Annotated in this window: 23 protein-coding genes; 11 read left to right on the forward strand and 12 right to left on the reverse strand. The window is 70.3% G+C overall.

The genetic code is table 11. The features are described from left to right. Positions 1-25: 25 nt before the first annotated feature. Both ACZ3H8_RS06060 and ACZ3H8_RS06065 read right to left on the reverse strand, forming a co-directional pair. Positions 26-658: a DUF6230 family protein gene (locus ACZ3H8_RS06060; RefSeq protein WP_467398093.1), complete on the reverse strand. Its 633-nt coding sequence runs from the start codon at positions 656-658 to the stop codon at positions 26-28. A 645-nt stretch (positions 659-1,303) separates the two neighbouring features. Next, a complete protein-coding gene (locus tag ACZ3H8_RS06065; RefSeq protein ID WP_467398096.1) occupies positions 1,304-2,278 on the reverse strand; it encodes a tetratricopeptide repeat protein in 975 nt (324 codons plus the stop codon). A 218-nt stretch (positions 2,279-2,496) separates the two neighbouring features. On the opposite strand from ACZ3H8_RS06065, the gene ACZ3H8_RS06070 reads away from it, so the two are divergent. Further along, a complete protein-coding gene (locus tag ACZ3H8_RS06070) occupies positions 2,497-3,144 on the forward strand; it encodes a TetR/AcrR family transcriptional regulator (RefSeq protein ID WP_467399910.1) in 648 nt (215 codons plus the stop codon). A 91-nt stretch (positions 3,145-3,235) separates the two neighbouring features. Here the strand turns inward: ACZ3H8_RS06070 and ACZ3H8_RS06075 are convergent, their stop codons facing one another. The 4 genes from ACZ3H8_RS06075 to ACZ3H8_RS06090 form a co-directional block, all read right to left on the reverse strand. Then, positions 3,236-4,936 (reverse strand): acyl-CoA mutase large subunit family protein, encoded by a 1,701-nt coding sequence (locus ACZ3H8_RS06075; protein ID WP_467398098.1) that lies wholly within the window; start codon positions 4,934-4,936, stop codon positions 3,236-3,238. Positions 4,937-5,021: 85 nt separating this feature from the next. Next, positions 5,022-5,348, reverse strand: a complete 327-nt coding sequence (locus ACZ3H8_RS06080; RefSeq protein WP_467398101.1) for a DUF3817 domain-containing protein — start codon at positions 5,346-5,348, stop codon at positions 5,022-5,024. Positions 5,349-5,436: 88 nt separating this feature from the next. Continuing rightward, positions 5,437-5,949 carry a MarR family winged helix-turn-helix transcriptional regulator gene (locus ACZ3H8_RS06085; protein ID WP_467398102.1) on the reverse strand — a complete coding sequence of 171 codons (513 nt, stop codon included), beginning with the start codon at positions 5,947-5,949 and terminating at the stop codon, positions 5,437-5,439. 32 nt (positions 5,950-5,981) lie between these two features. Further along, the gene (locus ACZ3H8_RS06090; protein ID WP_467398103.1) at positions 5,982-7,307 is read right to left on the reverse strand and encodes an MFS transporter; all 1,326 of its coding nucleotides are present in this window, start codon (positions 7,305-7,307) and stop codon (positions 5,982-5,984) included. A 273-nt stretch (positions 7,308-7,580) separates the two neighbouring features. Between ACZ3H8_RS06090 and ACZ3H8_RS06095 the strand changes: the two genes are divergently transcribed. After that, the gene (locus ACZ3H8_RS06095; protein WP_467398106.1) at positions 7,581-8,576 is read left to right on the forward strand and encodes an ArsR/SmtB family transcription factor; all 996 of its coding nucleotides are present in this window, start codon (positions 7,581-7,583) and stop codon (positions 8,574-8,576) included. On the opposite strand, the gene ACZ3H8_RS06100 is transcribed toward ACZ3H8_RS06095, so the two are convergent. Together ACZ3H8_RS06100 and ACZ3H8_RS06105 are read right to left on the reverse strand one after the other, a co-directional pair. Further along, positions 8,573-8,866, reverse strand: coding sequence for an MTH1187 family thiamine-binding protein (locus tag ACZ3H8_RS06100; RefSeq protein ID WP_307661037.1), 294 nt, complete (start codon positions 8,864-8,866; stop codon positions 8,573-8,575). The genes ACZ3H8_RS06095 and ACZ3H8_RS06100 overlap by 4 nt on opposite strands. Continuing rightward, on the reverse strand, positions 8,863-9,207 hold the full coding sequence (locus ACZ3H8_RS06105; RefSeq protein WP_467398109.1) for a DUF3817 domain-containing protein: 345 nt from the start codon (positions 9,205-9,207) through the stop codon (positions 8,863-8,865). Before ACZ3H8_RS06105 ends, ACZ3H8_RS06100 begins: the two co-directional genes overlap by 4 nt. Positions 9,208-9,398: 191 nt before the next feature. On the opposite strand from ACZ3H8_RS06105, the gene ACZ3H8_RS06110 reads away from it, so the two are divergent. From ACZ3H8_RS06110 to ACZ3H8_RS06125, 4 genes are all read left to right on the forward strand, one after another. Continuing rightward, positions 9,399-10,037, forward strand: a complete 639-nt coding sequence (locus tag ACZ3H8_RS06110; protein ID WP_356226151.1) for an AIM24 family protein — start codon at positions 9,399-9,401, stop codon at positions 10,035-10,037. Next, positions 10,037-10,687, forward strand: coding sequence for an AIM24 family protein (locus ACZ3H8_RS06115; RefSeq protein WP_307661040.1), 651 nt, complete (start codon positions 10,037-10,039; stop codon positions 10,685-10,687). Before ACZ3H8_RS06110 ends, ACZ3H8_RS06115 begins: the two co-directional genes overlap by 1 nt. Positions 10,688-10,710: 23 nt before the next feature. After that, complete coding sequence (locus tag ACZ3H8_RS06120) at positions 10,711-11,466, forward strand: AIM24 family protein (protein ID WP_467399912.1); 756 nt, start codon at positions 10,711-10,713, stop codon at positions 11,464-11,466. A 141-nt stretch (positions 11,467-11,607) separates the two neighbouring features. Beyond that, the gene (locus ACZ3H8_RS06125) at positions 11,608-12,084 is read left to right on the forward strand and encodes a MarR family winged helix-turn-helix transcriptional regulator (RefSeq protein WP_398984378.1); all 477 of its coding nucleotides are present in this window, start codon (positions 11,608-11,610) and stop codon (positions 12,082-12,084) included. 71 nt (positions 12,085-12,155) lie between these two features. Here ACZ3H8_RS06125 and ACZ3H8_RS06130 read toward each other — a convergent pair whose 3' ends face one another. After that, on the reverse strand, positions 12,156-13,559 hold the full coding sequence (locus tag ACZ3H8_RS06130; RefSeq protein ID WP_467398112.1) for a sensor histidine kinase: 1,404 nt from the start codon (positions 13,557-13,559) through the stop codon (positions 12,156-12,158). Further along, the gene (locus ACZ3H8_RS06135; RefSeq protein ID WP_467398115.1) at positions 13,556-14,221 is read right to left on the reverse strand and encodes a response regulator transcription factor; all 666 of its coding nucleotides are present in this window, start codon (positions 14,219-14,221) and stop codon (positions 13,556-13,558) included. The genes ACZ3H8_RS06130 and ACZ3H8_RS06135 overlap by 4 nt, the downstream gene beginning before the upstream one ends. A gap of 132 nt (positions 14,222-14,353) precedes the next feature. Between ACZ3H8_RS06135 and ACZ3H8_RS06140 the strand changes: the two genes are divergently transcribed. Beyond that, entirely contained in the window at positions 14,354-14,965 is a 612-nt protein-coding gene (locus tag ACZ3H8_RS06140) for a PepSY domain-containing protein (protein ID WP_467398117.1), read from the forward strand. A 72-nt stretch (positions 14,966-15,037) separates the two neighbouring features. Here ACZ3H8_RS06140 and meaB read toward each other — a convergent pair whose 3' ends face one another. Together meaB and ACZ3H8_RS06150 are read right to left on the reverse strand one after the other, a co-directional pair. Continuing rightward, the gene (gene meaB / locus ACZ3H8_RS06145) at positions 15,038-15,994 is read right to left on the reverse strand and encodes a methylmalonyl Co-A mutase-associated GTPase MeaB (RefSeq protein WP_398984376.1); all 957 of its coding nucleotides are present in this window, start codon (positions 15,992-15,994) and stop codon (positions 15,038-15,040) included. 10 nt (positions 15,995-16,004) lie between these two features. Continuing rightward, entirely contained in the window at positions 16,005-17,213 is a 1,209-nt protein-coding gene (locus tag ACZ3H8_RS06150; RefSeq protein ID WP_467398121.1) for an acetyl-CoA C-acetyltransferase, read from the reverse strand. Positions 17,214-17,360: 147 nt separating this feature from the next. Here ACZ3H8_RS06150 and mce point away from each other — a divergent pair, with 147 nt between their 5' ends. The 4 genes from mce to ACZ3H8_RS06170 all read left to right on the forward strand — a co-directional run bounded on the left by mce (position 17,361) and on the right by ACZ3H8_RS06170 (position 24,041). Then, positions 17,361-17,789 carry a methylmalonyl-CoA epimerase gene (gene mce, locus ACZ3H8_RS06155; protein ID WP_215092821.1) on the forward strand — a complete coding sequence of 143 codons (429 nt, stop codon included), beginning with the start codon at positions 17,361-17,363 and terminating at the stop codon, positions 17,787-17,789. 167 nt (positions 17,790-17,956) lie between these two features. Beyond that, positions 17,957-21,904 (forward strand): polarized growth protein Scy, encoded by a 3,948-nt coding sequence (scy, locus tag ACZ3H8_RS06160; RefSeq protein WP_467398125.1) that lies wholly within the window; start codon positions 17,957-17,959, stop codon positions 21,902-21,904. A gap of 114 nt (positions 21,905-22,018) precedes the next feature. Then, complete coding sequence (locus ACZ3H8_RS06165; RefSeq protein ID WP_467398126.1) at positions 22,019-22,957, forward strand: cellulose-binding protein; 939 nt, start codon at positions 22,019-22,021, stop codon at positions 22,955-22,957. 100 nt (positions 22,958-23,057) lie between these two features. Beyond that, positions 23,058-24,041, forward strand: a complete 984-nt coding sequence (locus ACZ3H8_RS06170) for an ABC transporter ATP-binding protein (RefSeq protein ID WP_467398129.1) — start codon at positions 23,058-23,060, stop codon at positions 24,039-24,041. Positions 24,042-24,043: the final 2 nt, after the last annotated feature.

A 24,043-nucleotide genomic window follows, 5' to 3' on the forward strand; every position in this document is an offset into this window, starting at 1 on the left:
CGAAGTGCTGACGGAGCGGATGCTCCTAGAAGCACTCCTTGACGCCCTTGTGAAGCTTCAGCTGCAGACCGCTGAGCTTGAACGTGCCGGCCGTGGTCGCCCACGCCTTCTGCTCCACACCGGTCAGCTCCGCCACCCTCGCGCGCTGTGCGAAACCGTACGGGTTGGCCCTGGTACCGGGCTGAATGCCCGGGTCCTTGAGCTGACCCGCTGCGACGCCGATGTCGATGTCCTTGAACTCCGCGTCGGCCTTGAGGTCCGAGACATCCAGGTAGATGTCCGTGGCCTCGACCGGGTGGTTCTTGTCCTGACCGGCCCTCAGCTCAAGGCTCACGCTGCCGATGAACGGCACGTTCGGAGTGACGACCGACTGGCACATGTCGACGATGGTGGCGGTCTTGAAGCCGGATACCGCGACCGGAGCCGCGAAGTCCTTGCCGTCCAGCGTCTTACCGGTTGCCACACTGCCGTACTGAACGAAGTTGGTGCCGGTCAGGCTCTTGGCCTTGACCTTGAATTCCTGGCCGGAAATGCTGAAGGACGCGGCGAGCGCCCCCTGTGCCAGGCCGATGCCTATCGCAGCCGTTGCGGCCACACTCGGCACCATGACTAGGGCGAACCGCTTCCATCTGGTTCCGCCACGAGCCACAGACTCCATGACTTTCCTCCTTCTCGGACGTACATCTCCGGTCCGGACCGTGGGTCCGTCCTGGGATGGGAGAAGTGCTACGTCCTCGGGAAGGAGAGCGCCCGTTTCTTCAGGCGCGTGCTGCGTCCGAAACACCGGCGATCACCCCCGAGCGACAACCACTGGCCACGCCTTCGCGCAACCTGCCGGACAGGCCCTGCCGTTCGGCAGGAACCCCCCTGTCCGCGGCCGGCGCCACTGCCGCCGACCGACCCGGTGGGGACCCAAGGTTCCGCGGCACGGCTGGGGGCCGAGCTGGTGCGGTTTTGGACCGAGCGTCGCCGATGTTGGTCCATTCCAGGCCGGGGCACAAGGGGGTTCGTTACTCACTAGTAACGGCCTGATAACCACGCCACGACGGCCTGATGCCGGGTGGCAACACAGGGTGCCACACAGCGGTGCGCCAGAAGGGTGGATTGCCGACAATAAGCGGACAGAACAAGAGCCCTGATTTACTGCGAGTAACAGAGCCTGCTTTTGCCAAGTTTTGGTAAAGCGCAGTCGCGTTTTGTCACTGTGTCGCCAAAACGGCGGCGGCGCTTCACCGGCGCCGCCGCCGCAAAACCATCAGACCTGGCCGAACGGAGCGTTCAGGACAGGTCTTTCAAACATGACTCAGAACAGCACCCGCGCCAGCGCCGAGCGCGCCGCCGTCACCCTCGGGTCCTCAGGGCCGACCACCTCGAAGAGTTCGAGGAGCCGCACCCGTGCCGCGTCGCGGTCCTCGCCCGTCGTGCGACGCACCGTCTCGACCAGTCGGCCGAAGGCGTCCTCGACATGACCGCCGACCAGGTCCAGGTCGGCCGCCGCGATCTGGGCCTGCACATCGGCCGGATTGTCGGCCGCTTCCTGGCGCACCTTCTGCGGGTCCAGGTCCTGTACGCGGGCGAGCAGTTCGGCCTGGGCCAGGCCCAGCTTCGCCTCGGTGTTGCCTGGGTCGTCGGACAGCACGTTCTTGTACGCCTGGACAGCGCCGCCGAAGTCGCCCGCGTCCAGCGCCTGTACGGCCGCTTCCAGCAGGGCGTCGTACGGACCCTCGGGCACGACGGGTGCGGCCGAAGCCTCGACGCCCGCCTCGTCCGGGCTGACCGCGATGCCGGTGAGGCCGAAGCGCTCCTCGGCGACCTGGATCAGCTGGTCCAGCGTCTGGCGGATCTGAGCCTCCGGGGCCGCGCCCTGGAAGAGCGGCAGGGCCTGGCCGGCCACCACCGCGAAGACGGCCGGGATGCCCTGGATCCCGAACTGCTGCATCAGCATCTGATTGGCGTCGACGTCGATCTTGGCCAGCACGAACCGGCCGTTGTACTCCTGCGCCAGTCGCTCCAGCAGCGGGCTGAGCTGCTTGCACGGCTCGCACCACTCGGCCCAGAAGTCGATGACGACCGGGACTTCGGTGGAGCGCTGGAGGACGTCGCGCTCGAAGCCCGCCTCATCGACGTCGATCACAAGACTCGTAGGGGATACGGCACCGCCGCCGCCCTCGCGGGCGGCCTGGGCACGGGCCTGCTCCGCCTTTGCCTTGGCCTCACTGGCCGCCTTCACAGCGGCGAGGTCGACGACGCCGCTCATGGACATGTTCCTAGGCTGCATGAGTACATCCTCCCCCCTCCGCGCGCGCATGTGAAAAGGACGGCCAAGAGACCGCCGCACTGGCGAAAATGTTCGGCACCGGGTCCCCACCCGGCGCCAGTGGTCGTCGCTCGAGCCGGTCAAGGCTTTCGCTACGAGTCGTAGCGTAACTCCGTCGGCCTCGCCGCGTGTGAGATTCCCCGGTGAACTGGATCACAGCGGATCGCCTACCCGCCGGTATGGTCGCCGTCATGTGCAGCCACACCCGCCCCAAAACCGTACGTACGGGTCGTACGGGACGCCCCCGCAGCGTCGAGGCCGACGCCGCGATCCTCGATGCGACCCGGGCGGCGCTCGTCGAGCTGGGCTGGTCGAAGCTGACGATGGGGGATGTGGCAACCCGCGCGGGGGTCGCCAAGACCACCCTCTACCGCCGCTGGGCGAACAAGAACGAGCTTGTCGTCGACGCCGTCGCCATCCTCTTCGACGAGCTCGAACTCCCCGACCGCGGAAGCCTGATCGCCGATGTGGAGGGCGTGGTGCTGCAGTTCGCCTCGCTGCTCGCCCGGCCGGAGGCGAAGACCTCGCTGATGGCGGTGGTCGCGGAGTCGACACGGGACGACGCCCTGCGCGTACGGATCCGCTCGGCGATCGTCGACCGGCAGAAGCGGCTGGTGCTCGAGGGCCGGGCACGCGCGCAGGCCCGCGGTGAACTGCCGTACGAGGAGGACGCGGAGGCGGCGGCCCGCAGCGCGGACCTGATCTTCGACGTGATCGCGGGAGCGGTGGTGCACCGGGCGCTGGTCAGCGCGGAGCCGGTGGACGAGGCGTGGGCGCGCAGCTTCACGACGCTGCTGGTGTCGGGGCTGGCCTCGCTGCAGGGCTGAACACAAAGAGCCGGCAGAAGGGCCGACGGAAGGGCCGCCGGCCCGGTCCGCAAGCATGCGGACCGGGCCGGCGTACAGGCCGTACGGAACGTCAGAAGCCGGGCGGCTCGGTGTACGTCCCCCACTCGTCCCGCAGCGCATCGCAGATCTCGCCCAGCGTGGCCTCTGCGCGGACCGCCTCCAGCATCGGCTCGATCATGTTCGAGCCGTCCCGGGCCGCGGCCAGCATCTTGTCCAGCGAGGACCGGACGCGCACGTCGTCACGGCCGGTCTTGCGGTCCGCCAGGACGCGTACCTGCTCGCGCTCGACCTCGTGGCTGACCCGCAGGATCTCCAGGTCGCCGGTGACCGAGCCGTGGTGGACGTTGACGCCGACGACCCGCTTGTCGCCCTTCTCCAGGGACTGCTGGTAGCGGAAGGCCGACTCGGCGATCTCGCCGGTGAACCAGCCGTCCTCGATGCCGCGCAGGATGCCGGAGGTGACCGGGCCGATCGGGTGCTGCCCGTCCGGGTGCGCCCGACGGCCGCGCTCCTTGATCTGGTCGAAGATCTTCTCGGCGTCGGCCTCGATACGGTCGGTGAGCTGCTCGACGAACCAGGAGCCGCCCAGCGGATCGGCGACATTGGCGACGCCGGTCTCCTCCATCAGCACCTGCTGCGTGCGCAGCGCGATCTCCGCGGCCTGCTCGCTGGGCAGGGCGAGGGTCTCGTCCAGGGCGTTGGTGTGCAGGGAGTTGGTGCCGCCGAGGATCGCGGAGAGCGCCTCGACCGCGGTGCGTACGACGTTGTTGTACGGCTGCTGGGCGGTGAGCGAGACACCCGCGGTCTGGGTGTGGAAGCGCAGCCACTGCGCCTTGTCGGTCTGCGCGCCGTACACCTCCTTCATCCAGCGCGCCCAGATCCGGCGTGCCGCGCGGAACTTGGCGATTTCCTCGAAGAAGTCGAGGTGCGCGTCGAAGAAGAAGGACAGGCCGGGCGCGAAGGTGTCCACGTCCAGGCCGCGGCTCAGCCCCAGCTCGACGTAGCCGAAGCCGTCCGCGAGCGTGTACGCGAGCTCCTGCGCGGCCGTCGCGCCCGCCTCGCGGATGTGGTAGCCGGAGACCGACAGCGGCTTGTACGCGGGGATGCCCTGCGCGCAGTGCTCCATCAGGTCGCCGATCAGACGCAGATGCGGCTCGGGCTGGAAGAGCCACTCCTTCTGCGCGATGTACTCCTTGAAGATGTCGGTCTGCAGTGTGCCGTTGAGCACGGCCGGGTCGACGCCCTGGCGCTCGGCGGCGACCAGGTACATGCAGAAGACCGGGACGGCGGGCCCGGAGATCGTCATGGACGTCGTGACGTCACCGAGCGGGATGTCCTTGAACAGGACCTCCATGTCGGCGGCGGAGTCGATGGCCACGCCGCAGTGGCCGACCTCGCCGAGCGATCGCGGGTCGTCGGAGTCACGGCCCATCAGGGTCGGCATGTCGAAGGCGACGGAGAGCCCGCCACCGCCGTTGGCCAGGATCATCTTGTAGCGCTCGTTGGTCTGCTCGGCGTTGCCGAAGCCCGCGAACTGGCGGATGGTCCAGGTGCGGCCGCGGTAGCCGGTCGGGTACAGGCCACGGGTGAAGGGGTACTCCCCCGGCCAGCCGATCCGCTCGAAGCCGTCGTAGGTGTCCCCGGGCCTGGGCCCGTACACGGGCTCGACCGGGTCCCCGGAGAGCGTGGAGAAGTCCGCGTCCCGCTTGCGGGCCTTGTCGTAACGGGCCTGCCAGCGTCGGCGGCCTTCCTCGATGGCGTCAGCGTCCATACCCTGAATTTACTAGGACGTCCTAGTAAATGTCGATGGCTGAAGCCCCGCACATGCGTACGGGGCTCAGATGGATCCGCGAGGGTTACGCCTCGGCGGTCGCCGCGTTACCGTCCGTGACCAGCGGACGGACCTCACGGGTGATCTTCGGCTCGACGAAGAAGGAGGCCACCGGGATACAGCCGGCGGCCAGCACCCAGAGCAGCTTGCCGAACGGCCACTTCGCCTTGGAGCCCAGATCGAAGGCGAAGATCACGTAGATAATGAACAGCACACCGTGGACCTGCGAGATCAGCATGGTGTCGCCGACCTCGAAGGCGTACTTCAGGATGATCGCCGCGGTGAAGACCAGCAGCCAGACGGCGGTGACGTACGCCATCACCCGGTAACGGGACAGCACGCTCTGTTTCATGCATACGAGCGTAACGGCCCGGAAAATCCCCACGGACCCGGGGAGCGTGCGATCGTCCGGACCTGGGGTTACGCCGTACGGGCCTATCTCAGCCCGCGTCCTCGAAATCCCGCGCGGCTACGCGCAGCGGGCGGAGCATCGCGAAGATCTCCGCGCACTCCTCGGCGTCGTACGCACCGAGCCCGAAGTCCATCTCCATCAGGTCGCGGGTGGCCGCCTCCACGACTTCCCGGCCCTTCTCGGTGATGGAGGCGAGCGTGCCGCGCCCGTCGTTCGGATTGGGCCGCTTGTCGACCAGACCGGACCTCACCAGCCGGTCCACGGTGTTCGTCACCGAGGTCGGGTGGACCATCAGCCGCTCGCCGATCTTGGACATCGGCAGCTCGCCGGCCTTGGAGAAGGTGAGCAGCACCAGCGCCTCGTAGCGCGCAAAGGTCAGTCCGTACGGTTTGACGACGGCATCGACCTCGGCGAGCAGGATCTGGTGCGCGCGCATGATCGAAGTGATCGCGGACATCGAGGGCACGGGTCCCCATCGCTGCTGCCAGAGCTCGTCGGCTCTGGCGATGGGGTCGAAGGGGAGGCTGAGCGGCTTCGGCACGGCACCGACCCTACCGACTGGTCATATGGCGGTCAGCCCCGTCTCGCCCTTCGGTCCGCCCTTCTGCCGCCCCGGGTCCGCCCTTCGGTCCGCCTGGTCTCCGCGACGAGCAGCAGACAGCAGAGCGTGCCGATGGCGCCGGCACCCGCGACGACGGTGCTCACCTGGAGGAATTCCGCGGCGACTCCGGCCAGCGCCATGCCGACGCCCTGGATCGTCATCAGCCCGGCGGTCAGCAAGGTCATCGCCCTGCCGCGCAGTTCCTCGGGGATCTCCTCGATGAGCCACCGGTCGAGACCCAGGGTGTACGCGGATCCCGCGCCGGCCAGCGTGAGCGCGAGCAGCGCCCAGCCGAGGCCGGGGGTGACTGCGTAGACGGTCAGCGGCAGCAGGGTGGTGGCGGCGAGCGGCAGGACGATACGGGAGCGGGCGGCGGGGCCGAGCGCGGATCCGGCGTACAGCTCTCCGGCGATCGTGCCGACCGGCAGCGCACACATCAGGAGGCCGAGGCCCGCGGAGCCGATGCCGATCTCGTCCGCGTACGGGGCGGCGAGGGCCTCGGGCGCCACGCTGAACATGGGCGGCGCCCAGAACAGCAGCATCAGCACGCGGAGTCGGCGGTTGGCGAGGATCTGGCGTGCGCCGGAGAGGGAGGAGCGAAGCAGGGCGCCGCTGTCGCGGCTGCGGGCGGGACGCCGCTTCGTGCCGAATCGGAGCAGCAGCGCCGAGCCGAGGAAGGTGCACACGGTGATGGCGAGCGCGCCGCGCGGGGCGACGACGGCGAGCAGCAGCCCGCCGAGTCCGAACCCGGTGAGCACGGCGCTCTGCGAGACGATGCGCAGCAGCGACCGGCCGAGGACGAACAGGTCGCCCTCCCCCAGGATGTCGGCGAGTGTCGCCATCCGGGTGCCGTTGAACACGGGCGAGATGGCGGCGATGAAGCAGCGCAGCACGAGCAGAGCGGCGACGGGCGTCACGGGCAGCACCATGACGGCGGCGCACCCGGCACAGAGGAGATCGCACACGACGAGCACCCGGCGGGCGGGGTACTTGTCGGCGACGCCGGCGAGCAGCGTCCCGCCGAGGAGGTAGGGCAGAAACCCGAGGGCGAAGGTGAGCGCGCTGAGCATGGGCGACCCGGTGAGCCGGTAGACGAGCACGGTGAGCGCGATCTCGCTGACGACGACGCCGAGCAACGACATGAGGTGCGCACCGAAGACGGCCCGGAACTCGGGTACTTCGAAGACATCCCGGTACCGGCGGGACCCGGCCCGACCGCCCTCGTCGGCGCGACGTCGCTTCGGCGAGGGGCTGCCCGCCGTCAGGGCGGGCGCGGGGCCCTGGCCGACGGCGGGCACGTGGCCCTGACTAACGGCGGGCGCCGAACCCTGGGCCACGGCGGGCGCGGGCGCATCGCGACCGTCGGGCGCGCCGGTTCCCGGCCCCGACGGCGTCACGCCGCCCGTCGGCCGGGCAGAGCCCAAGGCCGCAGCAGGCGCGGGCACACCGTCCGCACCAGGCCCGGCGGGGCCCGTGAACTTCTCTTCTGGCATGGCCGACAGCCTGCCGAGCCCGTCACGCCCGGCCGTAGACTTTCGGCACACGCCGAATCTTCCGGAGCCGCCAGGGCCATGCCGTCGTACATGCACTTCGGCGAGGCCGACCTCCTGCGCATCCGGTTCGCCGTGTCTCCGCTCTGGGAGACCCAGGAAGCCGTACGCACCCTCAAGCGCCCCGAACGGCACGGCTATCACCTCCCCTGGCTGCGGCGGATCCGGCAGGCGGCGCTCGGGCTCGACCTCACCTCGCTGTGGCTGCTCATGCCGCGCCGCGGGCACACCCCGGACTTTCTGGGGCCGCCGCCCATCGGGCCCGCCGCCTCGTTCGACGAGGAGATCGCCGCCGTACGCGCCGTGGACCCCGAGGCGGCGCGGCACGACATGGCGTGGGCGCTCTCCGACACCCCGGGGGCTCTCGACAGCCCGCAGGGGCGCGCGTTGCTCGCCGATCCCGTGCGGGCCGTGCGGGAGTTGGCCGATGCGATGGAGCAGGCCTGGCACACGCTCATCGAGCCCGAGTGGCCCCGGCTGCGCGCGCTGCTCGAAGCTGATGTGGCGTTCCACTCGGGGCGGTTGGCGCAGGCCGGCCTGGAGGGGCTGTTCGCCGAGCTGCATCCACGGCTCAGCTGGGCCGACCGCACCCTGACCCTGTCCGGCCGGAGCGAGCATGTGCGCGAACTCGGCGGCCAGGGACTGATGCTGCTGCCCAGCGTCTTCTGCTGGCCGGATGTGGTGACCGGCTTCGAGCCGCCGTGGCAGCCCACCATCGCCTACCCGGCCCGCGGCATCGGCGTCCTGTGGACCGAGCCCGCCGGCCGCACCCCTCAGGCGCTCGCCCGCCTGCTCGGCACCAAGCGCGCCGCCGTGCTGGCCGCGCTCGACGAGCCGGGCACGACCACCGCCCTGGCACACCGGCTCGGCCTCGCCCCCTCCTCCGTATCGGCACATCTGTCCGTACTGCGCGATGCGGGCCTGCTGACCTCGCGCCGCCATGGTCATCAGGTGCTGTACGAGCGGACGCCGCTGGGGATCGCGCTGGCGGTGTCGCAGCCCACCGTTCCGGTCTAGGCGGAGAGATGCCGTTCCACGGTCTCGACCTTGGAGCTGAGACCGTCGGTGACGCCCTGTCTGATGTCGGCCTTGAGGACGACGGACACGCGCGGGGCGCGGGCCTCGACTGCGGCGACGGCGCGTTTGACGACGTCCATCACCTCGTCCCAGTCACCCTCGATCGAGGTGAACATCGCGTCCGTACGGTTGGGCAGACCGGACTCGCGGACGACGCGCACGGCGTCGGCGACGTACTCGCCTACGTCCTCGCCGACACCCAGCGGAGTGACGGAGAAGGCGACGATCATGCGTTGACCTTGCCCTCGCGGCGGGCGCGGGCGGCGATGACCTCGTCGTCGGCCGCGCGCTTCAGCCTGCGCTCGGCGACGAAGCCGCCGAAGGGGAGGACGGAGAGCACGAAGTAGAGGGCCGCGGTCTTCGCGTTCCACTTGGTGCGGTTCCAGGCGTCCAGCCAGAAGAGCACGTACAGGATGAAGAGCACGCCGTGGATCGCGCCCATGACCGGGACCGCGTTGAACTCCGTCGTGCGCTTGAGCACCGAGCAGACGAGCAGCAGGAGGAAGGAGACGGCCTCCGGCGCGGAGACCAGGCGGAGGCGGTGGAGGGACGAGGCGGTCTTGATGTCCACGAGGGCACCTTCGGTGGGAGGAGGACTTATCTTGCGGGGGTTCTTGTGAACACATGCACAAGCGCCCGGTCCATTGTGGCAGCCCACTTCGCCGGGCGGGGTCCGGGGTGTCCCCGGAAACACGCAGTGTCAGGGTCGGGATCCTCCTTGAGGACCTGTTCCGGGGCGGAACCACCAGCTAACGTCACTGCGTGGCAACGTTCCGACTCCAAGGCAGCAAGGTGCTCGCCGTCGACATGACCGGCGACGCCGTCAAAGCGAAAAACGGCTCGATGGTCGCCTACGACGGCCAGATGGCCTTCAAGAAGATGTCCGGCGGCGGTGAGGGCATCCGCGGGATGGTCACCCGCCGCATCACCGGCGAGCAGATGACCGTGATGGAAGTGAAGGGGCAGGGCACCTGCTACTTCGCCGATCGCGCGTCCGAGATCAATCTGGTGAACCTGCACGGCGACAAGCTCTATGTAGAGGCGAGCAATCTGCTCTGCACCGACGCCGGGCTGCGCACCGGGACGACCTTCACCGGGCTGCGCGGCGGGGCGAGCGGCAATGGCCTGTTCACCACCACCGTCGAGGGCACCGGCCAGGCGGCGATCATGTCTGACGGCGCTGCCGTGGTGCTGCGGGTGACGCCCCAGTACCCGTTGTCCGTCGACCCCGGCGCGTACATCGCGCACCAGGGCAATCTGCGGCAGGACTTCCAGTCCGGCGTGACCTTCAGGACCATCCTGGGCGAGGGCGGCGGCGAGGCCTTCCAGATCCGCTTCGAGGGCGACGGACTCGTCTACGTACAGCCCAGCGAGCGCAACACCATCGGGGGCGACGTCTGATGCCGTTCCGCGAGATCAATTCCAGGATGGTCGAGGCGACGGTCGTGCCCGGCCAGAAGATGTTCAGCCAGCGCGGGGCGATGCTCGCATACAAGGGCGAGGTTTCGTTCACGCCGAACATCCAGGGCGGCCAGGGCGGCCTGGCGTCGATGATCGGGCGGCGGGTGGCCAATGAGGCGACGCCGCTGATGACGGTCGAGGGCAGCGGCACGGTGATGTTCGGCCACGGCGGCCATCACATCCAGGTGATCCAGCTGACCGGCGACACCCTGTACGTCGAGGCGGACCGGCTGCTCGCCTTCGACGGGACCTTGCAGCAGGGCACGATGTTCATGGGCTCGCAGGGCGGGGTCATGGGCATGGTGCGCGGTCAGGTGACCGGTCAGGGGCTCTTCACAACCACGCTCAAGGGCCATGGCGCGGTGGCGGTGATGGCGCACGGCGGTGTGATCGAGCTGCCGATCACGCCGGGGCGTGCGGTCCATGTGGACCCGCAGGCGTACGTCGCGCACCACGGTGACGTACGCAACAAGCTCTCCACCGCGCTGGGTTGGCGCGACATGGTGGGGCGCGGCTCGGGCGAGGCCTTCCAGCTGGAGCTGAGCGGCAGTGGCGCGGTGTACGTACAGGCCTCGGAGGAGAAGCTGTGACCGGTCCTGTGGTCTTCGACCCGATGACGCTGCCGAGCGACGAGAACGTCAATCCGTACACCTTCTGCGTGGAGCTCAAGGGCAGCCAGTGGTTCCTGCAGAAGGGGAAGATGATCGCCTACTACGGGCGCATCGACTTCAACGGCATCGGCCACGGCCGGCTCGACCGGCTGCTGCGCACGTCGTTCCACTCGCCGCTGCACGCGAGCGACTGGGTGGTGGCGGAGGGCAGCGGCAAGATGCTGCTCGCCGACCGCGCCTTCGATGTGAATTCGTACGACCTGGACGAAGGGAATCTGACGATCCGGTCCGGGAATCTGCTGGCGTACCAGCCGACCCTGGCGCTGAAGCAGTCGATCGTGCCGGGCTTCCTGACGCTGATCGGCACGGGGAAGTTCGTGGCCGCGTCCAATGGTCCGGTGGTCTTCATGGAGCCGCCGATCCGGGTGGATCCGCAGGCGCTGGTGGGCTGGGCGGACTGCCCCTCCCCGTGCCACCACTACGACCACAGCTATATGACGGGCGTGATGGGCGGCCTCCGGGCGATGACGGGGATCGGCGGGGCCTCGGGCGAGGAGCACCAGTTCGAGTTCGTCGGCGCCGGAACGGTGCTGCTGCAGTCGACCGAGGCGCTGATGGCGGAGACGGCGACGGGCGCGGTGCCGCAGCAGGCGGGTGTCCCGGGTGGTCACGCGGGAGCCGGAGCCCCAGGCCAACACGGGGCGACGCCCCGTCTTCCCGGTCAGCTGGGGGACCTCCAGCGTCGCTTCGGCCTGTGAGCGGTAGTCTGCGGAGTGTGACGTCGAACGCCTGCACCCTTGTGCGCGGATCGCTTCTCGTGCGGCTTCTCGCGCGCTGGGTGCCAGGCGTCACACCCCCCGACTTCGTCCGTCTTTCAACTTCTTAGGTAGAATCCATATATGGAGACCGAGACGGCCACCCGCTGGCTGACCGATGACGAGCAGTGCGCCTGGCGCACCCACCTGGACGTCAGCCGACTGCTGATGCACCAGCTCGAGAAGGACCTCCAGCCGTTCGGCCTGACCAACAACGACTACGAGATCCTGGTCAACCTCTCGGAGTCGGCAGAGCGGCGGCTGCGGATGAGCGACCTCGCCGCGGCAACGCTGCAGTCCAAGAGCCGGCTCTCCCACCAGATCACCCGCATGGAGAACGCAGGACTGGTCCGCAGAGAGAACTGCGAGTCGGACCGGCGCGGGCTGTACGCCGTGCTGACCGAGCAGGGCATGGAGACGATGCAGAAGGTCGCGCCGCATCATGTCGCGTCCGTACGCAAGCACTTCATCGACCTGCTGACGCCGGAGGCGCTGGCGGACCTGCGGGAGTCGCTGTCGCCGGTGGCCGAGCATCTGCGCGGGCAGCGCGGCAAGCAGTAGGCGACGGCAGGAGGCCGGTCCGTCAGGCGGCGGGCACGCGCAGCCCGAACAACGCGCCGCCCAGAGGCAGCTCACACGACTGTGGGGAGCCGGAGTTCGAACAGCGCGCCGCCCTGCGGGCCCTGGCTCACAGTGAGCGTGCCGCCGTGGCGCTGGGCCACGTCTCGGGCGATCGCCAGACCCAGCCCCGCACCGCCGTCATCCCGGGTGCGGGCGTCGTCGAGGCGTACGAAGCGCTCGAAGATCCGCTCCCGTTCCGGCTCCGGCACACCCGTGCCGTCGTCGGCGACCGCCAGCACCACGCTGTCGCCGTCCCTGCGCACCGATGCGGTGACCAAAGTACGGGCGTGGCGCTGCGCGTTGTCCAGCAGATTGCCCAGCACGCGCGCCAACTGGCCGCGCGAGCCCGTCACTTCGAGACCGCCGGCCGCGGTGACCGTCACCGGGATGCGGTCCCCGGATCGCTGTGAGGCCTCCTCGCGGACCAGTGCGGCAAGGTCGAGCCGGGACTGCCCCGGCCGCTCCCCCGCGTCGAGGCGGGCCAGCAGCAGCAGATCACCGGCGAGCTGCTGCAGTCGTACGGTGTCCGCCACCGCGCCCGGGACGTCCAGCAACTCCGGGTGGGCCGCGCCCACTTCGAGCTGGGTCCGCAGCGAGGCGATGGGGCTGCGCAGCTCGTGCGAGGCGTCCGCGACGAAGCGTCGCTGCCGCTCCACCGACGCTTCGAGCGCGGCCAGCGTCTCGTTGGTCGTACGGGCCAGCCGCGCCACTTCGTCACGCGAGCCGGGCTCCGGGACGCGCCGGGAGAGGTCCTCGGACGCGGTGATCGCCGCCATCTCGCTCCTGATGCCCTCGACGGGCCTCAGCGCCCGCCGGGTCACCAGCCAGGTCACCGAGCCGACGACCGCGAGCAGCAGCGGCAGCCCGACGAGCATCGCGTCGCGCACCGTTCCCACCGCGTCCTCCTCGGTGGCGAGCGGCGCGCCGGCATAGACGGTGACCGTGCGGTCCGCGCCGGTGGTCGCCTTGACGGCGGCGAAGCGGTACGCGGCGCTGTCACCGTCCACGGTGGCGCTGCCCGAACTGAACCGGGGCTCATCGGCGGAGACCTCGCCGCGCCGCGGATCGTCGTCGTCCTCCTCCTCTGCCTCGCCCGGGCTGTCGGCCTGCGGCTTCACCTGCCCGCTTCCGGCGCCGGAGATCGCCTCCAGACCGTCGCTCACGGCGAGCACGCGCCCGGCCTCGTCGACGATCTGGACCGGCCGGTTCTCGCCGTCCGGCAGATCGAGCTTGTCGTACGGCACATCGAGCGCGATCTGCGAGGCCGCCGCGCGGGCGGCGACCTCGGCCTGGAGGTCCGTCTGGCCGATGAGGTTCGACCGCAGTACGAGCAGGACGGCGAAGCCTGCGGCGATCAGGGCGACGGCCACGACGAGGGTGGCGCCGAGCGCGGCTCTTGCCCGTACCGAGCTCATGGCGCGGCCACCAGGCGGTAGCCCGCGCCGCGCACGGTCTGGATGCGGTCCGCGCCGAGTTTGCGGCGCAGGGCGCTGATGTAGACCTCGATGATGTTCGGGTCGCCGTCATAGGCGAAGTCCCAGACGTGCTCGAGGATCTGCGGCTTGCTGACGACATCGCCGGCGCGTACGGCGAGCTGCTCCAGCACCGCGAACTCCTTTGCGGTGAGGGCGACTTCGTCCTCACCCCGGAACACCCGGCGGGCGGCGGTCTCCACCCGCAGCTCACCGACGGTGACGACGGGCGAGCCGCCGGACCGGCCGCGGCGGCGCAGCAGCGCCTTGATCCGTGCGACGAGGACGACGTACGAGAAGGGCTTGGTCAGATAGTCGTCGGCGCCGGTGTCCAGGCCCTCGGCCTCGTCGTACTCGCCGTCCTTGGCGGTGAGCATGAGGATCGGCAGATCGTTGCCCGCGGCCCTCAGCGTTGAGCACACCCGGTAGCCGTTCATCCCGGGCAGCATGATGTCGAGGACGAGGAGGTCGTACCAGCCTTCGGCGGCGGCGTGCAGCCCTTCGAGGCCGTCGTGGACGACGTCCACGGCGTAACCCTCGGCCGTGAGGCCCTTGGCGAGGGAGAGAGCCAGCCGCTTCTCGTCCTCCACGATCAGCAAACGCATGCGCTCAGGGTCGCAAACCGAAGCTGAAGATTCCTTCAGGTGACTTCAGCTCCGCTTCAGCATCGCCCAGCCAGATTGGTCCCGTCGCAGCCGAACGACGCGACGCAACCGAACGACTCGGGAGGAACCCTCATGAAGCGCAAGCTCGTCATCGCAGCGGTCGCCGCGGCCGCCCTTGTGGGCGGCGGGACGTACACCGCCGTCGCCACGACGGGGAACGCCGCGGGTGCGCCGCAGCTCACCGCGGCCCAGGCCGCGGCCGCCGCGCTGAAGCACACTCCGGGTGTGGTGGAGTCCGTCGACCTCGACGACGAGTCGAAGGGGCGTTGGGAGGTCGATGTCATCGGCAGGGACGCCCGTGAGCACGAGCTGGGGGTCGACGCGGCGACGGGCACGGTCCGCGCGGCGAAGGACGACGACGGGCAGGACGACGACGCCGACGACCGCATGGAGCGGTCGGCCCTGCGCGCGGCCAAGGTGGACGCCCAGCAGGCCGCGGCGGCCGCGCTCGCCCTCCAGCCGGGCACGGTGACGTCGGTCGAGTTCGACGGCCGGTGGGAGGTCGAGGTCCACGCCAAGGACGACCGCGACCACGAGGTGAAGGTCGACGCGAAGACGGCCCAGGCGTCACTGTCCGGCACCGACGACGGCAAGGACGCCGCGGACGACAGCAAGGACGGCCAGAAGGACTCCAAGGACGACAAGGGCTCCAAGGACGACCACGACGAGGGCTCCGACGACTGACCCGGGGTAGCCGCGAGGCCGGGGGCTCGCCCCCGGCCTCGGGAAGCACCGGGGCCTGCGAACCCCGTCGCCTCAGCCCTCCGTCAGGCCCGCCACCAGCTCGTCCGCCGCCGTGTACGGATCCAGCTCCCCCGCCACTATCCGCTCCGCCAGCGACCCCAGCCGCCGGTCCCCGTGCAGGTCCCCGATCCGCTCCCGCAGCGCCGTCACAGCGATCGTCTCCACCTCGCCCGCCGCGCGGCGGGCGCGACGGTCGGGGAGCACGCCGTGCTCCTCCATCCACGCGCGGTGCTTCTCCAGCGCCTCGACCACCTCGTCGATGCCCTCGCCCCGTGCCGCGACCGTCTTGACGATCGGCGGGCGCCAGTCGCCAGGGCCGCGGGACTCGCCCAAGCCCAGCATGTGGTTCAGCTCGCGGGCCGTCGCGTCCGCCCCGTCCCGGTCCGCCTTGTTGACGACGTACACATCGCCGATCTCGAGGATGCCCGCCTTCGCCGCCTGGATGCCGTCGCCCATCCCGGGGGCGAGAAGGACGACCGACGTGTCCGCCTGGGCCGCGATCTCGACCTCGGACTGGCCGACGCCCACCGTCTCCACCAGGATCACGTCGCAGCCGGCCGCGTCCAGGACGCGGATCGCCTGCGGCGCGGCCCAGGCGAGGCCGCCCAGATGCCCGCGCGTGGCCATCGAGCGGATGTAGACGCCCGGGTCGGAGGCGTGCTCCGACATCCGGACCCGGTCGCCGAGCAGCGCCCCGCCCGAAAAGGGCGAGGACGGGTCGACGGCCAGGACGCCGACCCGCTTCCCGGCCCGCCGGTACGCCGTCACCAGCGCCGACGTGGATGTCGACTTGCCGACACCCGGTGAGCCGGTCAGGCCGATCACGTAAGCCCCGCCGGTCAGCGGAGCCAGCGCCGCCATCACCTCGCGCAGCTGCGGGGACGCCCCCTCGACGAGTGAGATCAGCCGGGCCACGGCCCGCGGCCGGCCCTCCCTCGCCTGGGCAACCAGTTGGGGGACGTCCACCATGTGAGTGCTCCTACTTGCCGTTGCCCGGGACACGCACGATCAGCGCGTCGCCCTGCCCGCCGCCACCGCACAGCGCCGCCGCACCCACGCCGCCGCCGCGCCGCTTCAGCTCCAGCGCCAGGTGGAGCACCACCCGCGCGCCGGACATGCCGATCGGGTGTCCGAGTGCGATCGCGCCGCCGTTTACATTCACCTTTTCCGGGGACACCCCGAGGTCCTTCATTGACTGCACCAGGACCGAGCCGAACGCCTCGTTGATCTCGATGAGGTCGAGGTCCTCGACGCCGATGCCCTCCTTGCCGATCGCGTTGCGGATCGCGTTCGACGGCTGCGACTGCAGGGAGTTGTCCGGGCCCGCCACATTGCCGTGGGCGCCGATCTCCGCGATCCACTGAAGGCCGAGCTCCTGCGCCTTCGCCTTGCTCATCACCACGACCGCCGCCGCGCCGTCCGAGATCGGCGACGACGAACCCGCCGTGATCGTGCCGTCCTTGGCGAACGAGGGCCGCAGCTTGCCGAGCGTGTCGGCCGTGGTCTCGGGGCGGATGCCCTCGTCCTTGGTGCAGACGACCGGGTCGCCCTTGCGCTGCGGGACCTCGACCGGCGTGATCTCGGCCTCGAAGATGCCGTTCTTCTGAGCGGCCGCGGCCCGCTGGTGCGAGAGCGCCGCGATCTCGTCCTGCTCGCGCCGGCCGATGCCGAGGCGCTTGTTGTGGTTCTCGGTGGACTCGCCCATGGCGATGCCCTCGAAGGAGTCGGTGAGGCCGTCGTGCGCCATCGAGTCGAGCATCTCGATCGCGCCGTACTTGACCCCTTCGCGTGACTTCGGCAGCAGATGCGGCGCGTTGGTCATGGACTCCTGGCCGCCTGCGACGATCACGTCGAACTCACCGGCACGGATCAGCTGGTCGGCCAGCGCGATGGCGTCCAGCCCGGAGAGACAGACCTTGTTGACGGTGAGCGCGGGCACGCTCATCGGGATGCCCGCCTTGACCGCGGCCTGGCGCGCCGGGATCTGCCCTGCCCCGGCCTGCAGCACCTGGCCCATGATCACGTACTGCACCTGGTCACCGCCGATGCCCGCCCGGTCCAGCGCCGCCTTGATGGCGAAGCCGCCGAGATCAGCGCCGGAGAAGGTTTTGAGCGAGCCGAGCAGGCGTCCCATGGGCGTACGGGCGCCCGCGACGATCACTGAGGTGTTACCGGTCGTTCCTGACATGAGGCACGATCCCCTTCCAGCGCGAAGCTGAGGAGTGAACGAGGGTTTACCTCAAATGTACTGAGCGGTACGTGCTGCGGTCACCGGGCAGCCGGTGTGATCGCGCGCACGTTGCGTAACCACGGTCCGGGGCGCTGCACTGGGGGAATGCTGACGCGAATCGACCACATCGGGATCGCCTGCTTCGACCTCGACAAGACTGTCGAGTTCTACCGGGCCACATACGGCTTCGAGGTGTTCCACACCGAGATCAACGAGGAGCAGGGCGTACGTGAAGCCATGCTCAAGATCAATGAGACGTCCGACGGCGGCGCCTCCTACCTCCAGCTCCTGGAGCCGACCCGCGAGGACTCCGCGGTCGGAAAGTGGCTGGCCAAGAACGGCGAGGGGGTCCACCACATCGCCTTCGGCACCGCGGACGTGGACGGTGACGCACAGTCGATCCGGGACAAGGGTGTGCGCGTTCTCTACGACGAGCCACGTATCGGCTCCATGGGCTCCCGTATTACCTTTCTCCACCCCAAGGACTGCCACGGCGTTCTCACCGAACTCGTCACCTCTGCAACGGAGCACTGACCTCCGCATTCCCGGCCCGGTAGAGTGGGCGATTCCGGGCCGGGGCCGGGTCGGGGCCGCGCCGCGTCCCCTCCGTTGGATCTGTCACCATTCCCCGGGGGGCCGTTCGCCGGCGAACGGTGCTCGTACGGAGAAAGTTGCGACCAGGGGACGGATGGGACCGCGCAGTGCGGGGCTACGAACGCCAGGAGAGCCACCGAGCTGACGACGACCACCTCTCGCGGTTCGAAGCCGAGATGGACCGGCTGAAGACCGAGCGAGAGAAGGCCGTCCAGCACGCCGAGGACCTCGGTTACCAGGTCGAGGTCTTGCGCGCCAAGCTCCACGAGGCGCGCCGCAACCTCGCCTCCCGTCCTGCCTACGACAGCGCCGACATCGGCTACCAGGCCGAACAGCTGCTTCGTAACGCCCAGATCCAGGCCGACCAGCTGCGCTCCGACGCCGAGCGCGAGCTGCGTGAGGTCCGCGCACAGACCCAGCGCATCCTCCAGGAGCACGCCGAGCACCAGGCCCGCCTCCAGGCCGAGCTGCACTCCGAGGCGGTCCAGCGCCGTCAGCGCCTGGACCACGAGCTGGCCGAGCGCCGCCAGACCGTCGAGACGCACGTCAACGAGAACGTCGCCTGGGCCGAGCAACTGCGTGCCCGCACCGAGGCACAGGCCCGCCGGCTCCTCGACGAGTCCCGCGCCGAGGCCGAGCAGTCCCTGGCCGCCGCCCGCGCGGAGGCCGCCAGGGTCGCCGAGGAGGCCCGTCAGCGGCTCGGCTCCGAGGCGGAATCCGCCCGGGGGGAGGCCGAGGCGATCCTGCTGCGCGCCCGCAAGGACGCCGAACGCCTGCTGAACGCCGCCTCCAACCAGGCGCAGGAGGCCACCAGCCACGCCGAGCAGCTGCGCTCCTCCACCTCCGCCGAGTCGGACCAGGCCCGCCAGCAGGCCGCCGAGTTGAGCCGCACCGCCGAGCAGCGGATCCAGGAGGCCGAAGAGAAGCTGCGCGAGGCCCGCGCGGAGTCCGAGAAGCTCCTGACCGAGGCCAAGGAGTCGGCGGCCAAGCAGCTGGCGTCCGCCGAGTCGGTCAACGAGCAGCGCACCCGTACCGCCAAGGCGGAGATCGCCCGGCTGGTCAGCGAGGCCACCAAGGAGTCCGAGGCGCTCAAGGCGGAGGCCGAGCAGGCGGTCGCCGACGCCCGGGCCGAGGCCGAGAAGCTGGTCGCGGCCGCGGGGGAGAAGGCCCGTACGGTCGCGGCCGAGGACTCCGCGGCGCAGCTCGCCAAGGCGGCCCGTACCGCAGAGGAGGTCCTGACCAAGGCCTCCGACGACGCCCAGGCCACCACGCGCGCGGCGAGCGAGGAGGCCGAGCGGATCCGCCGCGAGGCCGAGGCGGAGGCGGACCGGCTGCGCGGCGAGGCCGCCGAGCAGGCCGATCAGCTCAAGGGCGCGGCCAAGGACGACACCAAGGAGTACCGCGCCAAGACCGTCGAGCTGCAGGAGGAGGCGCGCCGGCTGCGCGGCGAGGCCGAGCAGCTGCGCGCCGAGGCGGTCGCCGAGGGTGAGCGGATCCGCGGCGAGGCCCGCCGGGAGGCCGTCCAGCAGATCGAGGAGGCGGCCAGTACCGCCGAGGAGCTGCTGACGAAGGCGCGGGCCGACGCCGACGAGATGCGCGCCACGGCGAGCAGCGACAGCGAGCGGGTCCGCACCGAGGCGATCGAGCGCGCCACCACCCTGCGCAAGCAGGCCGAGGAGACCCTGGAGCGCACCCGCGCCGAGGCCGAGCGGCTGCGCGCGGATGCCGAGGAGCAGGCGGAGAGCGTCAAGTCCGCGGCCGAGCAGGCCGCGGCCGTACTGCGCGAGGAGGCCGAGCGCGGCATCACGGCACGCCAGGCCGAGGCCGCCGAAGAGCTGACCCGGCTGCACACCGAGGCCGAGTCCCGCCTTGCCGCCGCCGAGCAGAACCTCGCCGACTCCCGCGGCGAGGCCGAGCGGATCCGCCGCGAGGCCGCCGAGGAGACCGAGCGGCAGCGCGCCGAGGCCGCCGAGCGGATCCGTACGCTCCAGGCGCAGGCCGAGCACGAGGCCGAGCGGCTGCGTACCGAGGCCGCGTCGGACGCGTCGACCACCCGCGCCGAGGCGGAGAACGTCGCGGTACGGCTGCGCAGCGACGCGGCCAACGAGGCGGAGCGGCTCAAGAACGAGGCGCAGGACAGCGCCGACCGGCTGCGCGCGGAAGCCGCGGCCGCCGCCGAACGCGTGGGCACCGAGGCCGCCGAGGCGCTGGCCGCCGCGCAGGAGGAGGCGAACCGCCGCCGCCGGGAGGCCGAGGAGATCCTCGACTCCGCGCGTGGCGAGGCGGATCAGGAACGCGAGCTGGCCCGCGAGCAGAGCGAGGAGCTGCTGGCCTCCGCCCGCAAGCGGGTCGAGGAGGCGCAGACCGAGGCACAGCGGCTGGTCGAGGAGGCCGACCGCCGCGCCACCGAAATGGTTTCCGCCGCCGAGCAGACCGCCCAGCAGGTACGGGACTCGGTCAATGGCCTCCAGGAGCAGGCCGAGCAGGAGATCGCCGGGCTGCGCTCGGCCGCCGAGCACGCTGCCGACCGCACCAGGACCGAGGCGCAGGAAGAGGCGGACCGGGTCCGCGCCGACGCGTATGCCGAGCGGGAGCGGGCGGCGGAGGACGCGAGCCGGCTGCGGGCCAGGGCCCAGGAGGAGACCGACGCGGCCAATGCGCTCGCGGAGCGGACCGTCGGGGAGGCGATCACCGAGTCGGACCGGCTGCGCGCCGACACCGCCGAGTACACGCAGCGGATGCGTACGGAAGCGACGGACGTGCTCGCCTCGGCCGAGCAGGACGCTTCGCGCGCCCGCGCCGAGGCCCGCGAGGACGCCAACCGCATCCGCTCGGACGCCGCCGCCCAGGCCGACCGGCTGATCGGCGAGGCGTCGAGCGAGAGCGAGCGGCTGCGCAGGGAGGCGGCCGAGGCGCTGTCCGGCGCCGAGCAGGTCAAGGCGGCGGCCGAGGCCGAGGCCGAGCGGCTGCACGCCGCGATCCGCGCGGACGGCGAGCAGATCCTGGACGAGGCGCGCCAGGCCGCCGACAAGCGCCGTGCCGACGCCGCGGCCCAGGCCGACCAGCTGATCTCGGAGGCGAGCGGCGAGGCCGAGAGGCTGCGCGCCGAGGCGGCGGAGACGGTGGGCTCGGCCCAGCAGGCCGCCGAGCGCATCAAGTCCGAGGCCCAGAAGGTCAAGGCGGACGCGGAGGCGGCGGCCGAGCAGATGCTTGCGAAGGCCCGCGAAGAGGCCGACCGTGCGCTCGACGAGGCGCGCGAGGCGGCGGCCAAACGTCGTGCGGACGCCGCCGAGCAGGCCGACCAGCTCATCAACAAGGCCCAGGAGGAGGCGCTGCGCGCGGCCACCGAGGCCGAGGAGCAGGCCGACACCATGGTCGGCGCGGCCCGCAACGAGGCCGAGCGGCTGGTCTCCGAGGCGACCGTGGAGGGCAACTCCCTGGTGGAGAAGGCCCGCACGGACGCGGACGAGCTGCTGGTCGGCGCGCGCCGGGACTCCACCGCCATAAGGGAGCGCGGCGAGGAGCTGCGTACCCGTGTCGAGGCCGAGATCGAGGAGCTGCACGAGCGCGCCCGCCGGGAGACGGCCGAGCAGATGAAGACGGCCGGCGAGCGCGTCGATCATCTGGTGAAGACCGCCGAGGAACAGCGGGCCGAGGCCGAGGCGAAGGCCAAGGAGCTGGTGTCCGATGCCAATTCGGAGGCCAGTAAGGTCCGCATCGCCGCGGTGCGCAAGGCGGAGGGGCTCCTCAAGGAGGCCGAGCAGAAGAAGGCCGAGCTGGTCCGCGAGGCCGAGCGGGTCAAAGCGGAGGCCGAGGCCGAGGCCGAGCGGCTGGTCACCGAGGGCCAGCGCGAGCTCGATGTGCTCGTGCGCCGGCGCGAGGACATTCAGGCGGAGATTTCCCGTGTCCAGGACGTGCTTGAAGCGTTGGAGTCATTCGAGGCTCCGTCAGGGGGCACCAAGGCTGCATCCACCAGCGGCTCCGCCGCAGGTGCCGTCAGAGCGGGCGCGACAGCAGGGGTTACACGTTCGAGTGGCAAGTCGTCCGACGGCTAGCCACTCAAAAGGCTGGACATTCTCCAGATCAAACGGTCATCCGCTCGATGACACGCCGCTTCGGCCCCTAGGATTCCCCCTATCACCTCACCGGTCTCATTCGACAGGAACCCCATGAGCGACACTTCCTCCCCCTTCGGCTTCGAGCTCGTGCGGCGTGGTTACGACCGCGGTCAGGTGGACGACCGCATTACCAAACTCGTCGCCGACCGTGATAGTGCTCTGGCCCGAATCACCTCTCTGGAAAAGCGCATCGAGGAACTCCACCTCGAGACGCAGAACGCCCAGGCCCAGGTCAGCGACGCGGAGCCGTCGTACGCCGGTCTCGGTGCACGCGTCGAGAAGATCCTCCGCCTCGCCGAGGAGGAGGCGAAGGACCTGCGCGAGGAGGCCCGTCGCGCGGCCGAGCAGCACCGTGAGCTCGCCGAGTCCGCCGCCCAGCAGGTGCGCAACGACGCCGAGTCGTTCGCGGCCGAGCGCAAGGCGAAGGCCGAGGACGAGGGCGTCCGTATCGTCGAGAAGGCGAAGGGCGAAGCCTCTACACTGCGCAGCGAGGCGCAGAAGGACGCGCAGTCCAAGCGCGAGGAGGCCGACGCGCTCTTCGAGGAGACCCGCGCCAAGGCCGCCCAGGCCGCCGCGGACTTCGAGACGAACCTCGCCAAGCGCCGCGAGCAGTCCGAGCGGGACCTGGCTTCGCGTCAGGCGAAGGCGGAGAAGCGCCTGGCGGAGATCGAGCACCGCGCCGAGCAGCTGCGTCTGGAGGCCGAGAAGCTGCGTACGGACGCGGAGCGCCGGGCCCGTCAGACGGTGGAGACCGCGCAGCGCCAGGCCGAGGACATCGTGGCCGACGCGAACGCCAAGGCCGACCGGATCCGCAGCGAATCGGAGCGCGAGCTGGCGGCGCTCACCAACCGCCGCGACTCGATCAACGCGCAGCTGACCAACGTCCGCGAGATGCTGGCCACGCTGACCGGTGCGGCGGTGGCCGCGACCAGTACCCCCGCCGACGACGAGCCGGTCTCCCGCGGCGTCCCGGCTCAGCAGACCCGCTGAGCATGTCCCCTTTCGCGGGGTCCGTTGTGTAAGTCAAGAATGCGTCAAGCCCCCTGTCACTCCAGTGGCGGGGGGCTTTGCGCGCACTTAGCGTGGCCGCATGATCGAGCTCGAGGGCCTGACGAAGCGCTTCGGCAGCACGACCGCGGTCGACCATCTCTCGTTTCAGGTCAGGCCGGGTGTGGTGACCGGCTTCCTCGGCCCCAACGGCGCGGGCAAGTCCACGACGATGCGGATGATGCTCGATCTCGACAACCCGACCAGCGGAACGGTGCGGATCGACGGCAAGCACTACCGCGATCTCGAGGAGCCACTGAAGTACATCGGTGCGCTGCTGGACGCGAAGGCGATGCACGGCGGGCGGAGCGCGTACAACAACCTGCTCTGTCTCGCCCAGTCGAACCGCATCCCCGCCTCGCGGGTCGCCGAGGTCCTGGACGTCGTCGGGCTGACGTCGGTGGCGAGGAAGAAGTCCAAGGGCTTCTCGCTCGGTATGGGACAGCGGCTGGGCATCGCGTCGGCTCTGCTGGGCGATCCTGAGATCCTGATGTTCGACGAGCCGGTCAACGGTCTTGATCCCGAAGGAATTCACTGGATCCGCAATTTGATGAAGACTCTTGCATCGGAAGGACGCACGATCTTCGTCTCCTCGCATCTGATGAGTGAAATGGCGCTCACCGCCGACCACTTGATCGTTATCGGACAGGGGCGACTTCTGGCCGATACATCGATGGCCGTTTTCATCCACGAGAACTCCCGGAGTTATGTACGGCTGCGCTCCCCGCAGCCGGAGCGCATGCGCGATGTGCTGCACAAATCGGGCTTCACGGCGGTCGAGTCGGGCAACGGCACGCTGGAGATCGACGGCGCCACCACCGAGGCGATCGGTGAGCTGGCCGCCCGGCACCAGCTCGTCCTGCATGAACTGAGCGCGCAGCGCGCCTCGCTGGAGGAGGCGTTCATGCAGATGACGGCGGGAGCGGTGGAGTACCACGCGCATTCGACGGGTGAGGCGGCGCCCCCGTCGGCACCCCCACCGGGTCCCCAGTGGGGCCAGAGCTACCAGAGCAGCAAGGGAGCCTGACC

Source organism: Streptomyces sp. NPDC002868 (assembly GCF_055563295.1).